A 14,096-nucleotide genomic window follows, 5' to 3' on the forward strand; every position below is an offset into this window, starting at 1 on the left:
GCTGAGAGGGTGGCTGTGTCATGTGTTCCCCTGGCCGTTCTGTTCGCGGATCATGCGGCGGAGGCTGGTGCGGGCGGCGGCGAGGTCGTCCTCGAGCTCGGTGACTCGCTGCTGGAGTTCCGCGTTCTGGGCGGTCGCCTGCCGTTCCGCCGTGGACAGCCGCAGGTTCTCCTCGGTGAGCTCGTTGACGCGGTCGACCAGGTCGTGGTTGCCGAGCTGTTCGACCTGCTGCCCGAGATGAACGCGGGCCTGTTGCCGAAGCTGGCCGTTCTCGGTTCGGAGCCGCTTGATCTCCTGGCGAGCGAGAAGCAGGTCGGTCTGCTCGCTGGCAGGGGAGATCTTCCGTCCGCTCTGCTGGTCCTGGTGGCCCTGGGCGGCTTGACGAGCCCGTGCCTGGTCGATGCGCTCGCGCAAGCCGGGGGCATAGACGAGCCAGCTGGAGACGCCCGCCTCGCGGGCGACCGTGGCGAAGGTGACGCGGCGGTTGTCGCGGAGCATGTCCTGGACGGCCTTGAGGACGCGTCCGCGTTTGTCGGCACTGTCCCGCTGACGTGCGGCTTTGAGAACCTCTGCGGGTGTCCTGGAAGGCTTCGTGGACGTCTCAGCAGGCATCCGGGGTCTCCTTGCGGATCACGGTCAGCGGCAGCAGCTTGTGGTCCCGGGTCGCGCGGACCTTCCGCAGGACCGCGCTCGCCTCCTCGATCTCCTCGCGTTCGTCCTGAGGAAGGCTGCCGAGCCGGTCGCGCATGGTGTCAGCAACGTTCGTGAACGCAGTGATCTGGTCGCCGAGGTTACGGACGACGAAGTCGTCGGCGTCCATCGCCTTGGCGGTCTCGCGGTCGGCCCGCAGGTCGTTGACGTGCTCTTCGATCGCGGGCAGGTAGGACGGGTCGGGGCGATAGAAGCCGCAGCCGGCGCACTGGAACCGGATCGCGCATGCCTTGCCGCCGGCCTTGACGTTGCTGGGCTCGCGGCAGTTGCCGAACGGGACAGCGACCGACTGGGCCTCGTAGTCGGTGGTGCTGGTGAACGGTGCCGGACGGCCGGAGCGGTCGACGCTGTGCTTCCGCATGGTCGTGATCGCCTCGCGTTTCCGTTTCAGGGACACCTGGTAGTACGACATCGTCGTGACGATCGATCGGTGGTCCATGAGCTCTTTGAGCACGTCAACCGGGACGCCGGCGTCGGCATGACGCTGGGCATAGGCATGCCGGAACGCATAGGGGAAGATCAGCGTGCGGTCGAACGGCATCCTGCTGCCATGCTCGTCGAGTTCGTCGCTCAGCAGCACTGGAATCGCCGCGACCCACTCCCGCATCGCATTGGCCAGGCTGGAGGCTCCCATGTGTGCGAACCCGCTCCGGTCGGTGATCGACGGGAACAGGTACTTCCGGCTGCGGGAGGGAACTTCCAGCTGACGCCGACGGGCCTGCCAGGTCCTGATCACCGCGGCGGTCTCGCGGGTGATGGGCAGCTTGCGGCCGTAGCGGCGCTTCTTCACGTTGTCCCAGATGAGGGTGCTCTCGTCCTCGCGGGTCTCCAGGCACTTCAGCCGCAGGCTGGTGACCTCGATGGGGCGGCGGCCGGTGTCGCGGAGGACCAGGTAGGCCGTCTGCATCATCAGTTCGATGTCGGCCCGCTCCATCTCTCCGTAGGAGAAGGCGGCTCCCATCAGGGCGAGGTGGGCGTCGAGCTGGGCGATGACAGGCTCAGGGACAGACCGGCCGGCGGCGTCCTCGTTCGTCTCCTCGGGCTGCAGGATCAGCGTCTTGTCCCGGTCGAAACTGCCGGGCATGCCGGTCAGCATGTCCGTCTTGCGGCCGAAGTCGATGATCTCCAGGAAGCAGCCGAATGAGTACTGGCGCCAGCTCCTGCTGGCGAGCTCGTCGTCGGTGCCGCGGCGGATGCGGCTCATCGCGGTGAAGACCGCCTGCATGTCGGCGAACCGCAGCTTCGTGTAGTCCTGGCCCCCGCCGGGCCGGGCATGCAGGGCGTCGGAAGCGACGACGCAGGCAGCAAACACACGCTTGAACCTGCCACTGTCCAGGCTGACGGTGGTGGCCCAGGTCTTGATCACTTCCCGAAGCCATGGCTGACGGATAGCGGACGCGTCGACCTGCCCGGGCCGATAGCGACGCCCGCCGAGAGCCGTGGACCGCAGGTCCATCCAGCCCAGATCCCAGGTGTCGGCGTCGGTGGGCGCCAGGCCGCGGAACGACAGCGAGGCTCGCCGCAGGACCCGGACGGTCTCCCGGATCAAGGCCACGAGGTTGTGCTGGGTGACGATCCCCCCGACGAAGGACTCGACATCCACGGCCAACAGACTCGGGACCCCCTCTAGCCGACGGGCCAGCTGCCGCGCGGCCGTCGGCTCGATGACGCCCCCGCGGGCATCTCGCTGCTGGAGACCGTAGAGAAACTCCCAACGGACAGGTTCGGCCAGAGCCCGCAGGGTGAACTGGTTGGTCAGCAGCCGGGTGGCGGCTTGATAGGCCCATTGCTCTGGGTCGCGGGTGGCGTCTGAGAACCGCTTTGCCCGATCCCAGGACTGCAAGTGCGAGTTGCAGAGTCCGGAGACCACCCGCTGGTTGAAGCAGCCCCGGACGATGCAGGTCGGCTTCGCTTGCAGCGGCTCCGCCGTCGTGCTGGCCAGCCATTCCTCGACCGAGACCTGCTGATTCGGGCGCCGTCGCCAGCGCGAGTAGTGGGTGCGACAGAGTGCGCCGCTGTAGGCAGGCCGCTCGCATCGGCCCGACGGACGTTCCAAGACGCATGGCTCGCGCTCGGCCCCGCGCTGGGTACGGTTCCGGCGCGGCCGCAGGTAGGTGGCGGCGAACTCCTCCCGGTTCAGCGTGCTGGTCCTGTGGGCTTCCAAGCAGTGCCGGCAGAACAGGTTGCGGGAGGGCATCAGGGTCCAGCACGAGGCGGTGATACACCTCGAGGCCGCGGTGCGCGGGTTGTCCACGTCGCCGTCGAAGAACCAAGCCTGCTGGGACCACTCACCCGGCCGCCAGAGGGGATCCACCTGTTCTTGCAGCCAGTTCGTCCAGGCCGCCAGGTCGACCGGGACGACATCGGAGAGCGGCTCCGCGGCAATCGGGGCGGGACTGGTCATGGCCGCCTCCCCGCCGCCACCAGCTCGACCGCCGCCCGCTTGTCCGCCTCACTGGCGTGTAGGTAGGGCGTCAGCGAGGACCGGGAGATGTGCCCCATCAGGTCCTGGACCACGTCCTCGTCGACGCCGGCCCGGACCCAGGCTGTGGCCGCCCCGTGCCGCAGCATGTGCGGACGTGCGGTGAGCTGGGCCTCCTTCGCCAACCGGTCGAAGAGCTCCTTCGCCGTGCCGTAGCGCATCGGCTGCCCCAGCGGGGCATGGAAGAGGTTCACGAAGACCATGTCGCAGCTGGCCGCCTCGGGGACCTCGTCCCGTTCGAGCTGGTAGTCCGCATAGAGCCCAGCGAGGTCCTCGGTGACCGGGATGACCCGGGCGAAACGGGACTTGGCTAGGGCTCCGTTGGCGTTGTTCGCCCGCCGCCGGACGTGGATGTGCGGGCCTTCGACCCGGCAGCCGAGCATCCGTGAGTCGCTGAGGAGGTGCATGTCCTGGCGGCGCAGTCCCAGAGCCTCGCTGATCCGCTCTCCCGTGCAGCCGAGCAGGGCGACCAGGAACCGGTCGCGGGCATGCGTGGCGACCTGGAACAGCTGGTCAGCCTCTTCCGGGGGCAGATACTCCACGGCCTCTTCGGACGGCTCCGGCAGCTTGAGCATCTTCGCTCTCACGGTGCGGAACTGGCCGTCCTCGCCCGCTTCCTTGCCCGGCGGCAGCCAGTTCAGGTACTTCGTCTCCGTCAACCGGCCCACCAGCTCCGCATCCACCCACCCGTTGCGCGAGCAGAACCGCAAGAACTCGCAGACCCCGGTCATCACCGCGTTCGCCGACTTCTCCATCCGGAACCGCGGCGGGGACGCGACCCGCGGACTGCGCGGCGGCAGCGGCTCGTCCACCAGCCATCGCAGGAACCGAGCCAGGTCCAGGAGCGTGATCTCCTTCCAGTCCAGCCCTCGTGCAGAGCACCAGGTCAGCAGCAGCGCGGCCCGGGTGCTGTACGCCTTCTCGGTGTTGAATGACCGGCCCATGCCCCGCAACGAAGCCAGAAACATGCAGGCCTCATGGTGGAGCCGGTACGACTCATCGACCACGACCCACAACGGACGGCCGTCAACGGGGGACTCGGCGCATGCAGCACGGAACTTCATGACACCCATAACTGACCGTCAGGACATGCCTCACAACCAGCAGATATCCCACAGTCACACGGACTGGTGAGCCCATGTGCCTCACACAACAAGGGCCAGATCGGAACCGCAGATAATCGCGTTCCGCGGGGCGGTCACGTAGTAGATCACCCGTTCCCCGTCGATCTCGTCCGCATAGTCGCAGCATGGTTTCGGGCACCTCGGTGCCCGACTCGGGGTTGACGCTGATCGCGACGATCGCGCGGTCCAGGCGGTGCGTCGCGTTCGCGGTCAGTTTGGTGAGCTGGGTGAGGGCGGGCTCGACCATGACGACGCGCGAGCGGCGCGTGGTGCGGTCGAGCGGCAGGCCCCAGCAGGCTTCGAACACGCTGCGGAGAACTTAACGCCGGTCCACGGGTGCCCCTCCCGGCCGCGGTGAGGTGTTCGGTGGGGCCTGCAGGCACTGGCCGGGACATGCCCCAGTGGTCCGCTGACCTGGCCGAACGTCGACGCTCGGCGACGGAGCTCTTGATCTTCTCGTGTAGCGTCTCCGGGAACCTTGGGGGGTAGGGATCATGAGTGGTGGCGACGCAGACCTGGAGATGGATCCGGTCGCAGTGCAGAACATCCAGGACGGTCTGCGTTCCGCGGTCGGGGAGTTGCGTGAGTTCGCGATGGGCACCTCGGCCGTAGCGGGTGGCGGTATGAGCCAGCTGGCGCTGACGGGTATGGAGGCCGGTCATCCGGCGGTCGCTGCGGCGTTGGAGGGGTTCTGCGAACGCTGGGATATGAGCGTGAGCAGCCTCTTCGTCATGACCAGTGGGCTAGCCGAGCGCCTGGGTATCGGGGCCGGCTCGGTGTGGGAGGAGGACCAATACCGCAGGGGCACGTTCAAGGTGCTGGTCAACGCCGGTATCGGCAACCCCTTCGCGTCGGAGGACGAGGTCGAGAAGAAGTCCATGGACGCGATCCTGTCGGATCACGCGTTCAAGCAGGAGACGCCGGAGCAGGCGCGTCAGGCCAGGGAGGACTTCGACCGTACGTGGGCGGACACCAAGCGCGGCGTCCTCAACGAGGGCCTTTTCGGCGGCGTGTTGGAGGATATTACCGAAGCGCAGGGCATGGACCGTGAGGCCCTCGACCGCGTCCGCAACCCGCAGGGCGGGAACCAGCAGGCTGGCGATCAGGACAGTGATCAGGGGGCCAGTTCCCGATGAGCGGCGACAACTGGCTGGAGAAAGGCGCGGCCCTCACGGGCGACGCGGTCGAGTGGCTCGGCGACAAGACGGCCGACAAGCTGGAGGATGTCGGCTGGCAAGGGGGCGCCAACGCGGTTCGCAACACGGCGAACTCTGCGGCGAACCGTCTGGGCGCCGACGTCGGGGAGGTCGAGCTCGGCCAGAGCAACGACCCCAAGCAACTGGTCCACGGCAGCGCAAGCACCCTGCGGGCGACCGCCGGGCACCTGAGTGACTTCCACGCAGCCTTCACCCGTACCGGGGAGGGCCTGAAGAAGTTGGGCACGGACGGCATCAAGGGTGCCACAGCCGACGCTTTCCGGGACTCCGTTCAGGAGAAGGCGCCCCGCTGGTTCGCGGCTGCGGCCGCCTTCGAGACGGCGGCCGGCGCAGTCGGCCGCTTCGCCGACACGGTGACCTGGGCGCAGGGACAGGCCAAGGAAGCGATCGACGAATACAAGACCGCCGTCAAGCTGTCGGAGAACGCCCACGCCGCCTACGACAAGTGGGTCAAGGACTACGAGTCGGCTGTCAAAGCTCAGCAGGATCCGCTGCCGGCCCGCCCCATGGGCTTCACCGACCCGGGTACGGACGGCATCAAGGCCGCCCAGCAGAAACTGGCCGAGGCACGGCGCCAGCGTGACGACGTCGCCCGCTCGGTGGCACAGGCGTTGGAGAAGACCCGTGACGCGGCACCGAAGGTGTCGGCCGCCGACGCCGCGCTGGTTGAGGTCGTCCGCAAAGCTGCGGAATACGAACACTTCGCCGGCGGAATCGCCAAGGGTACGGCCGGCCTGGTCAACTTCGCCCGCGGGCTCAACTCCAACGACCCGTACAACATCACCCACCCGACCGTGGCCCAGATGGGCCTCAACAGCATGGGGGCCGGCCTCCTCACGACGGCCAACGACCCGGCCGCCGCGGCCAAGGCCATGGCCGACAGCGCGATGAAGGACCCCTTCGAGTTCGGCGGCACGCTCGTCCCGGAAGCCATCGGCCCCAAGGGGGGTGGCCTGCTGTCCGGCGCTGCCCGCAGAGCCGCCACAGCAGCCAAACACCTCGACGACGCAAAGCACCTGGACGGCAACAAGCCTGGCGGCAGCCGCGGGGATCACGAGAAGGATCCAAACCACAACAGCAACCAGTGTCGCGACAACGTCTGCGACGGCGACCCGGTGGACATGGCGACCGGCCGCATGCTGCTGCCGCAGACGGACATCGCCCTTCCCGGATCACTTCCCCTCTTGTTTCGGCGTACTTTCGACTCTTCGCACCGTTCAGGTCGCTGGTTCGGTCCCGCCTGGTCCAGCACGGTGGACCAGCGGCTGGAGATCGACACGGAAGGCGTGGTCTTCAGCTGCGACGAGGGCAGTCTGTTGGCGTACCCTCACCCGGCCCCCGGCGTCCAGGTCATGCCCACGCACGGCCGACGGTGGCCGCTGGACCGGGTCAAGGACGGCTATACGCTCACCGATCTTGATACCGGCAAGGTCTGGCACTTCGTCGATCACAGCGCCGATGTCGCGCTCCTGACGCAGATCGACGACCGCAACGGCCGCTGGATCAGCTTCGAATACGACGAAGCGGGCGCACCTACCTCGATCGTCCACCACGGCGGATACCGCCTGAAGCTCACCACGAGCGAAGGCCGAGTGACGGCCCTCCATCTCGCGGGAGCGGCTGCGGACGGATCCGACCAGGAGATCCTCCGCTACGGCTACACCGACGGCCACCTGACCGAGGTCACCAATTCCTCCGGCCGCCCCTTGCGCTTCGACTGCGACGAACACGGCCGCATCACCTCGTGGACCGACACCAACGGCAGCCGCTACGACTACGTCTACGACGACCAGGACCGCTGCATCTACCAGTCCGGTATCAACGGCCACGTCGAATCGCGGTTCACCTGGGACGACACGGACCCGGCGACCGGCCTGCGCACGACGTCCCTCACCGATGGCCTCGGCCACACGAAGCGCTTCGTGGTCGACGAGCGTTCCCAGGTCGTCGCCGAGATCGACGCACTGGGGGCGGTCACCCGCTTCGAGTACGACCGTGACAACCGACTGCTGTCCCGGACCGACCCCCTGGGCCACATCAGCCGCTTCGCATACGGTGAGCACGGCCGTATATCGGTGCTGGAGCGTCCGGACGGACGGCAGGCACGCATCGAGTACGACGACAACCGGATGCCGGTACGCATCGTCGGGACCGATGGGAACGTCACGCGCCAGACGTTCGACGAGCGCGGCAACCGCACCTCGGTGACCACCCCCTCGGGGGCGACGACGCAGTTCGCGTACGACGCGGGCGGCCGGCTCACCGCGGTGACTGATCCGCTCGGTGCCACCACCCGGCTGGTCCTGGACGCCCGGGGTCTCCCCCTCGAGGTCACCGATCCGTCGGGTGCCACGACCCGATACGGACACGATTCCTTCGGTCGTCGGGTCCAGGTCACCGACGCCCTCGGCGGGCAGACCCGCATGGAGTGGACGGTCGAGGGTCGGCGGTCCCGGCGCACCGCACCCGACGGCAGCGTGGAGTCCTGGACGTACGACGGCGAGGGCAATTGCCTCAGCCACACCGACGCCATGGGCGGCACGACCCGCTTCGCATACACGGACTTCGACCTGCTGACGGCCCGCACGGGGCCGGATGGTATCCGTCACGCGTTTTCCTACGACACCAACCTTCGGCTCACACGCGTAACCAACCCGCGGGGTCTGACCTGGGAGTATGCCTACGACGCCGCAGGGCGCCTGGTCACGGAGACAGACTTCGACGGCCGGATGCTGAGCTACGACTACGACGCGTCGGGCCGTCTGACCTCCCAGGCGAACGGCCTGGGCCAGCGCATCGACTTCACGAACAACGCCCTCGGCCAGGTGATCCGCAAAGAGGTCGAAGGCAACGGAGTCACCACCTTCGAATACGACATCTTCGATGAACTAGTGGTGGCTACCGGCCCGGGCGCCGGATTGGAACGCATGCGAGACCGCTACGGCCGCCTGCAGTCCGAGAAGGTCAATGGCCGGACGCTGACGTACACGTATGACGAATTGGGCCGCAGGGTGGGGAGGACAACCCCCGGCGGTGCGGTCAGCGCATGGTCGTACGACGCAGCGGGCCGCAGGACGAATCTCACCGCGTCCGGGCGCGACATCACCTTCTCCTTCGACGCTTTGGGCCGTGAGGTGGGGCGCACGGTCTCGGACTTCGTGGCGCTGACGTCGTCGTTCGACGAGATGAACCGCTTGACGGCCCAGGACATCACGTCTGGGGGCCGTGGCCTCCAGCACCGCGCCTACACCTACGGCGCGGGCGGCGGTCTCGTCGGCATCAGCGACGCACTGTCCGGTACCCGTGGGTTCGACGTGGACTCGGCCGGTCGCGTCACGGCCGTCCATGCGCACGGCTGGACCGAGCGGTACGCCTACGACGACGCCGGAAACCAGACGGAGGCCTCGTGGCCGGCGACCCACCCGTCGCACTCCGCTACGGGTGCCCGCACCTACGAAGGCACTCGGATCGTCGGTGCGGGTGCCGTCCGCTACGAACATGACGGCCAGGGCCGGGTCGTGCTGCGCCAGAGGACGCGGCTGTCCCGGAAACCCGACACCTGGCGCTACGAGTGGGACGCGGAGGACCATCTCACCGCGGTGACGACACCGGACGGCACGGTCTGGCGGTATGCGTACGACCCACTGGGCCGACGAATATCCAAGCAGTCCCCTTCCGAGACCGTCCACTTCACCTGGGACGGCACGACCCTCTGCGAGCAGACAGCCCAGAACGTCGTCCTGACCTGGGACCACGCGGGCCAGCGGCCCCTGTCCCAGACGGAACGCCGCACGGACACCGACGACGAACGCTTCTTCGCCATCGTCACCGACTTGATCGGCACGCCGACGGAACTCGTCGACGAGTCGGGCGAGTTGGCCTGGCGCACCCGAGCCACTCTGTGGGGCACGACGACGTGGAACCGGGACGCCACGGCATACACGCCGTTCCGCTTCCCGGGCCAGTACTTCGACCCCGAATCGGGACTCCACTACAACTACTTCCGCTACTACGACCCCGAATCGGCCCGCTACCTAAGCCAGGACCCCCTCGGCCTCGCCCCGGCCCCGAACCCTACGGCCTACGTCCACAACCCCCTGTTGTGGGCGGACCCCCTCGGACTCCTCCCCTGCAGGAAAAACGAGCCGGACGACCCTACGTGGGATGGCAGGGTCGTCTACGGCGAACTGGACGAACTCGGGCGGCCGACAGCAATGCACGCCACGCTGGGGCCGGACATGATGGGGAAGAACCCCACGGATCCGCACGGTGATCCGCCGGGTTGGCAGAAGGACGAGGGGTACAACCGAGCCCACCTCCTTGCCGCACAGCTCGGCGGATCCAACTATGATCCAGCAAATTTCGTCACCATGCACGCCTACGCAAATTCTCCCGTCATGCGGAAAATCGAGAACCAAGTCAGGGCCGCGGTGGAGGCCGGCGAGACAATCCAGTACAGCGTCACCCCCCGATATAACGGGACTGATAAAATCCCCACCGGGGTATACATCGAGGCCTATGGATCGGACGGCTTCAAGTTCACCCAGCACCGCAGTACCGGAATAACCGAATCAGGCAACACTGCATTCATTCCCAATCAGCCGAAGGAGTGACGAGAGTAGTCGAGTAGGTGCGATTCGCCGTTACCTCGCCTGCTGTCATCCAGTCCGTCCGGACTCGCCAACCCTTAGGAACAGGACCCCACCGTGACCAACGCCCTTGTACGTCTTCTCGAAATCGCCCCGGCGCCGAGCCAGCCCCGCCACAAGGATTGGGGCGAGATCGAACGCACCCTCGCGGTCGAGCTTCCCGACGACTACAAGGAGCTCATCGGCGTCTACGGAGGAAGCAACTGGGACGACTACCTCTACGTCCTGGAGCCCGACTGCCCCAACAAGCACTACGACCTCCTCAAGTGGGCCGAGTACCAGTTCGAAGACCTGGAAGACCTGTGGACGGTCGAGAAGAAGCCGGCAGAACTGGAGGCCGAGGGATCCGTGGTCATCCCATGGGCGACCACGGACAACGGAGAATGCCTGTACTGGCTCGTTCTTCCCGGCGTTGAGCCGAACGAATGGACCGTCATGGTGAACGAGGTGGGCGGCCCCCGATGGGAACATTACTCCGTATCGTGCACGCAATTCCTCGCGTCCGCCCTCACCGGAGAGCTGCAGTCGAACATCCTCTCGTCACTGTTCCCGCTGGCCACCCATCAATTCCGCCGCCTCGGTCCGGCGTGACGATGCGGCGCTCTGCCGACCCCAACGGCTTCGACGTCAATGCTGAACCGAGAGGAACTCAGCCGACCTACGTCGGCTGAGGGCCTCTGGATTCACTGGGCCGGGCTGGTGGGGGCGGTGTCGTGGGTTTCGACGTAGCCGGTACCCGCATGGGAGCGAACCGGGTAAGCGGCCTTGAGGGCAGCAACAAGTTCCATCCTCCCAGGCCAGGAGTACACTCGATGAGTTTGATCAGCTTTCGGACGCCACACTCGATGAAGTACCGCGTTCTCGACCAGCCACAGGAGCCACCACCGAGATGATCTCCCTCCGCGAAGTACTCGACAGTGATTTGTCTACCTTTTGGGAGCACCTCTCTGACCCCGAGGCGCAGCACGTGGCCACTGTCACCAGGAAATACCACTACGACAGGGGGCACTTCGACAGCTACTGGGCCAGGATCCGTTCCAACCCCGATGTCCTGATGCGCACAGTGCTCGCCGGCGACGAGGTGGTTGGCCATGCCGCGGTGTACGGGCCGCCGGACGAACGCGAGGTCACTTACTGGATCGATCGAAAGCACTGGGGCCGCGGCATCGCCACAGCGGCGCTCACGGCGCTGGTCGATCTCGTAAGCGTCCGGCCGTTGCATGCCCACGCAGCAGCCGATAACGCAGGCTCGATTCGCGTACTGGAAAAGTGCGGCTTCGTCATCACCGGGCATGGCAGGGGCTTCGGCCAAGCACGCGGCGGCGAGATCGACGAAGTGCTCCTCACCCTTAACTGAAATCCACGGGCCGTTCCACCCAGCCCGAGATCCTCGCGCAGGCACCCGGGGCCCCTTCACCTGAAAAGTGCCCCAAGCCAGGCAAACAGATTCATCGGCGTACCCAAGCCTCCCAGGTCAGAGGAGCATCCCTGCTTTCTGATCGGCAGACGTCGCACTCGGCTGAAAGCGCGAGGTTAGAGACCGTGGGGACGAGGCGGGGAGCGCTACTGGAGGAGCTGCTGCGCGTACGGGCCCGGCAGCAAGCCCTCCTCGCACGGCCGGTACATGGTGGCTGGCCAGCCTGATCATCTGCGGGCGTGTGGAGACCGCCCCGTTCCTCCTGCGCGCCCGATGGGGAAGCGTCGCTGGGGGGATCTCATGCTGGACGACGTCGAGTTCGCGTGGGCGCCGGCTGCCCACCTCAGCCGGTGACCTTCTGGAGCAGACGGCGACGGGCCACACGGAGTCTTCCGTGCGGCCCGTCGCCGTACCCGGGTCAGGGTATGCCTCCGGACCAGTCCACTATGGCCATGCAACCGTCCTTCTTCTTGGCGCTGAGCACCACGGGGTTGGAACCACCCGACGAGGGTGGTGGCTCACTGGGCCAACGAGGTCGACCTGGCTCTGGTCCTGGCGGGGAGGTACTCGGTTGCTCGTCCTGGGCGACCGAAACCCAACCCCGACGCTACTGCGTTGCAGACGATGGCCGCCCGATTCCTGTCTGACGGTTCTGGGGCCGCGGTTGCCGTATTGTCAGCGGTAGTAGCCCTCGACCACGGACTTCATCCCCTGGTGCAGAACGCTCCCGTACAGCTCGGACAACGCCTCATCCGCCGCATCCACGTCGGCGTCGGTCAGAGCCCGCAGCAGATCGGGAATGTCCCCCGCGCTGCCGTACGCATGTCTGTGACCTGCAGGTGCTGCAGGCCAGGCCGCACGGATCCGCCGCCGCCCAGCTCATGGCCGGGGCGGCCCATGCCATCGCCCGACCAGATCACCGAGCGGCCGAGCAGAACCTCGGCCGCGTGGGCCAGAGCGGTGGCGGGCCGCCGTTCACCCCACGCAGGCTTCGAGGGTCCGGTGTCTGCATTGCAGCTTCGGGTAGATCGGGCCGACTTCGATCGGCATGGGCTTCCCGGCCTTCCCGTTCACCACGGTCTGGCAGCTGTGGCCGGATATGCCCAGCATCGGGACGAGGACGGCCTTCGGGATGTTGCTGCAGCGCACGAGGTCGGGCTCGCTGTAGTTGCCGTAGACCTGGTTGGCGGCACCGTCGCGGGTGAGGATGCCCTTGCGGGGTTCAGCGCTCCACTGGACTCGCCTTCCGTGGGCGTCCGACGCTGGGCCCACGGTGACGTCCCACTCGACCTCCAGACCCTCGAAGGTGCTCACGCACACCGCCTTGGCGCCGTCCTTCAACACGAGGTCGGCAGGGCACCGGGCGGTGGTCTCCCCGTCGGTGTTGGCCATGTCGATCGTCTTGCCGCGCAAGCCGGAGGCAACGACCTCGTGGAAGACGTCCCCGGGCTGCGCCCACGGCATCGGCAGGTCGGCCGGCTGCCGGACCGGATCCGCGACTGCCTGGGGCAGTTCCGGGAAGGAGTAGTCCTGCGCGCTGTCGTCCTTCGAGCCGGCCCCGCAGGCCATGAGGAACAAGCCCAGGCCACCGATCGCCGCAATGATCCACTTCGTACGCATGCTCGAATAGTAGGCGATTTGACGAGGCAGACGGTTGCTGCGGATCGTCCGCAGAGGAACTGGGTCGATGGCGACCTGACGACGGGCCCAGATGGTGCTGTTTATCAGCGTCGAACATGCCTGTGTCGAAGATCGCCGAGGTGACGTCCACCAGCGCGGACACCCCGACGAACAGCTCCTGGCTCACCCGTATCGAGGTTCAGTTCACCGCCCTGCGCTGCTTCGTCCTCGACGGCACCACTCCGCCACAAGGACCAGGTCCGCATGCCGGTCACCTCAGCTGATGTCCTGGTTTTCACACATATTCACTCATACGTGCACTCACTCACTGAGGCCCTTGATGGGCCGCATGCAGTCGTCGACCCTGGTGAGGCCGGGCGTCAACACGATCGGCAGGCGGCAAGAGCCACAGCCAACGTTTGTAGAGGGAGTACGGATGACACGACGAACACTGGCAAAGCGAGCATTGCTGGTCTCCACCGTCGTGTTTGCGGCGGGCGGGGGACCAACAGCGCTGGCCGCAATGCCGGCTTCAGTCGAACACGGTGCGGTCCGGGCAGCCGGACAGGCTCCGATGGCCCCACCGGGTTGCAGTCTCAGGAACATCGACGGAGGACGCACAGCAGAGGCCAGGTGCATCACTCCCGGCCACTACGAGCATTACGTCAAGTGCAGGACACTGACCGGGTATGACCTCCGCATCGAATACTTCGTCACCGACTCCGACGTGTTCTGTGAACGAGGGGTGATGACCCACGACGTTCGCCAGGTCGACAGTCAGCTAGGGCCTGTGTGATGTCGTGATCAGTTCCTGGCTTCTGGCCTCTTCGCGAGGTGGAACCCAGTAGGACTGTGGTCGTGACGCGTAGGCAACTC

At 66.7% G+C, this 14,096-nt stretch carries 8 protein-coding genes and 1 pseudogene; 5 read left to right on the forward strand and 4 right to left on the reverse strand.

Going from position 1 to position 14,096, the window contains the following annotated elements; translation table 11 throughout:
* Positions 1–18: 18 nt before the first annotated feature.
* The 3 genes from ACFWBN_RS36235 to ACFWBN_RS36245 are packed head-to-tail and all read right to left on the reverse strand — an operon-like array spanning position 19 to position 4,137.
* Positions 19–612 carry a DUF6262 family protein gene (locus ACFWBN_RS36235; RefSeq protein ID WP_385184879.1) on the reverse strand — a complete coding sequence of 198 codons (594 nt, stop codon included), beginning with the start codon at positions 610–612 and terminating at the stop codon, positions 19–21.
* Positions 602–3,115, reverse strand: coding sequence for a tyrosine-type recombinase/integrase (locus tag ACFWBN_RS36240; RefSeq protein ID WP_385184882.1), 2,514 nt, complete (start codon positions 3,113–3,115; stop codon positions 602–604). The genes ACFWBN_RS36235 and ACFWBN_RS36240 overlap by 11 nt, the downstream gene beginning before the upstream one ends.
* Positions 3,112–4,137 carry a tyrosine-type recombinase/integrase gene (locus ACFWBN_RS36245; RefSeq protein ID WP_385184885.1) on the reverse strand — a complete coding sequence of 342 codons (1,026 nt, stop codon included), beginning with the start codon at positions 4,135–4,137 and terminating at the stop codon, positions 3,112–3,114. Before ACFWBN_RS36245 ends, ACFWBN_RS36240 begins: the two co-directional genes overlap by 4 nt.
* Before the next feature lie 674 nt (positions 4,138–4,811).
* Here ACFWBN_RS36245 and ACFWBN_RS36250 point away from each other — a divergent pair.
* From ACFWBN_RS36250 to ACFWBN_RS36265, 4 genes are all read left to right on the forward strand, one after another.
* Positions 4,812–5,453, forward strand: coding sequence for a hypothetical protein (locus ACFWBN_RS36250; protein ID WP_385184888.1), 642 nt, complete (start codon positions 4,812–4,814; stop codon positions 5,451–5,453).
* Positions 5,450–10,147 carry a putative T7SS-secreted protein gene (locus tag ACFWBN_RS36255; protein ID WP_385184891.1) on the forward strand — a complete coding sequence of 1,566 codons (4,698 nt, stop codon included), beginning with the start codon at positions 5,450–5,452 and terminating at the stop codon, positions 10,145–10,147. Before ACFWBN_RS36250 ends, ACFWBN_RS36255 begins: the two co-directional genes overlap by 4 nt.
* A 93-nt stretch (positions 10,148–10,240) precedes the next feature.
* Positions 10,241–10,774, forward strand: coding sequence for an SMI1/KNR4 family protein (locus tag ACFWBN_RS36260; protein WP_385184894.1), 534 nt, complete (start codon positions 10,241–10,243; stop codon positions 10,772–10,774).
* A 298-nt stretch (positions 10,775–11,072) separates the two neighbouring features.
* On the forward strand, positions 11,073–11,540 hold the full coding sequence (locus ACFWBN_RS36265) for a GNAT family N-acetyltransferase (protein ID WP_385184897.1): 468 nt from the start codon (positions 11,073–11,075) through the stop codon (positions 11,538–11,540).
* Between the two features lie 1,035 nt (positions 11,541–12,575).
* Here ACFWBN_RS36265 and ACFWBN_RS36270 read toward each other — a convergent pair.
* Entirely contained in the window at positions 12,576–13,220 is a 645-nt protein-coding gene (locus ACFWBN_RS36270) for a hypothetical protein (protein ID WP_385184900.1), read from the reverse strand.
* A 67-nt stretch (positions 13,221–13,287) separates the two neighbouring features.
* Between ACFWBN_RS36270 and ACFWBN_RS36275 the strand changes: the two are divergent.
* Positions 13,288–13,381, forward strand: a pseudogene (locus ACFWBN_RS36275) (helix-turn-helix domain-containing protein); the annotation flags it as partial.
* Positions 13,382–14,096: the final 715 nt, after the last annotated feature.

The sequence above is a fragment of the Streptomyces sp. NPDC059989 genome (genome assembly GCF_042736975.1).
In the GTDB taxonomy this organism is placed as follows: Bacteria; Actinomycetota; Actinomycetes; order Streptomycetales; family Streptomycetaceae; genus Streptomyces.

Bases quoted from the DNA above. Each gene is read 5' to 3' on its own strand.
- ACFWBN_RS36240 (WP_385184882.1), bottom strand. From the start codon at position 3,115: ATGACCAGTCCCGCCCCGATTGCCGCGGAGCCGCTCTCCGATGTCGTC.
- ACFWBN_RS36265 (WP_385184897.1), top strand. From the start codon at position 11,073: ATGATCTCCCTCCGCGAAGTACTCGACAGTGATTTGTCTACCTTTTGG.
- ACFWBN_RS36255 (WP_385184891.1), top strand. From the start codon at position 5,450: ATGAGCGGCGACAACTGGCTGGAGAAAGGCGCGGCCCTCACGGGCGAC.
- ACFWBN_RS36235 (WP_385184879.1), bottom strand. From the start codon at position 612: ATGCCTGCTGAGACGTCCACGAAGCCTTCCAGGACACCCGCAGAGGTT.
- ACFWBN_RS36250 (WP_385184888.1), top strand. From the start codon at position 4,812: ATGAGTGGTGGCGACGCAGACCTGGAGATGGATCCGGTCGCAGTGCAG.
- ACFWBN_RS36270 (WP_385184900.1), bottom strand. From the start codon at position 13,220: ATGCGTACGAAGTGGATCATTGCGGCGATCGGTGGCCTGGGCTTGTTC.
- ACFWBN_RS36245 (WP_385184885.1), bottom strand. From the start codon at position 4,137: ATGGGCCGGTCATTCAACACCGAGAAGGCGTACAGCACCCGGGCCGCG.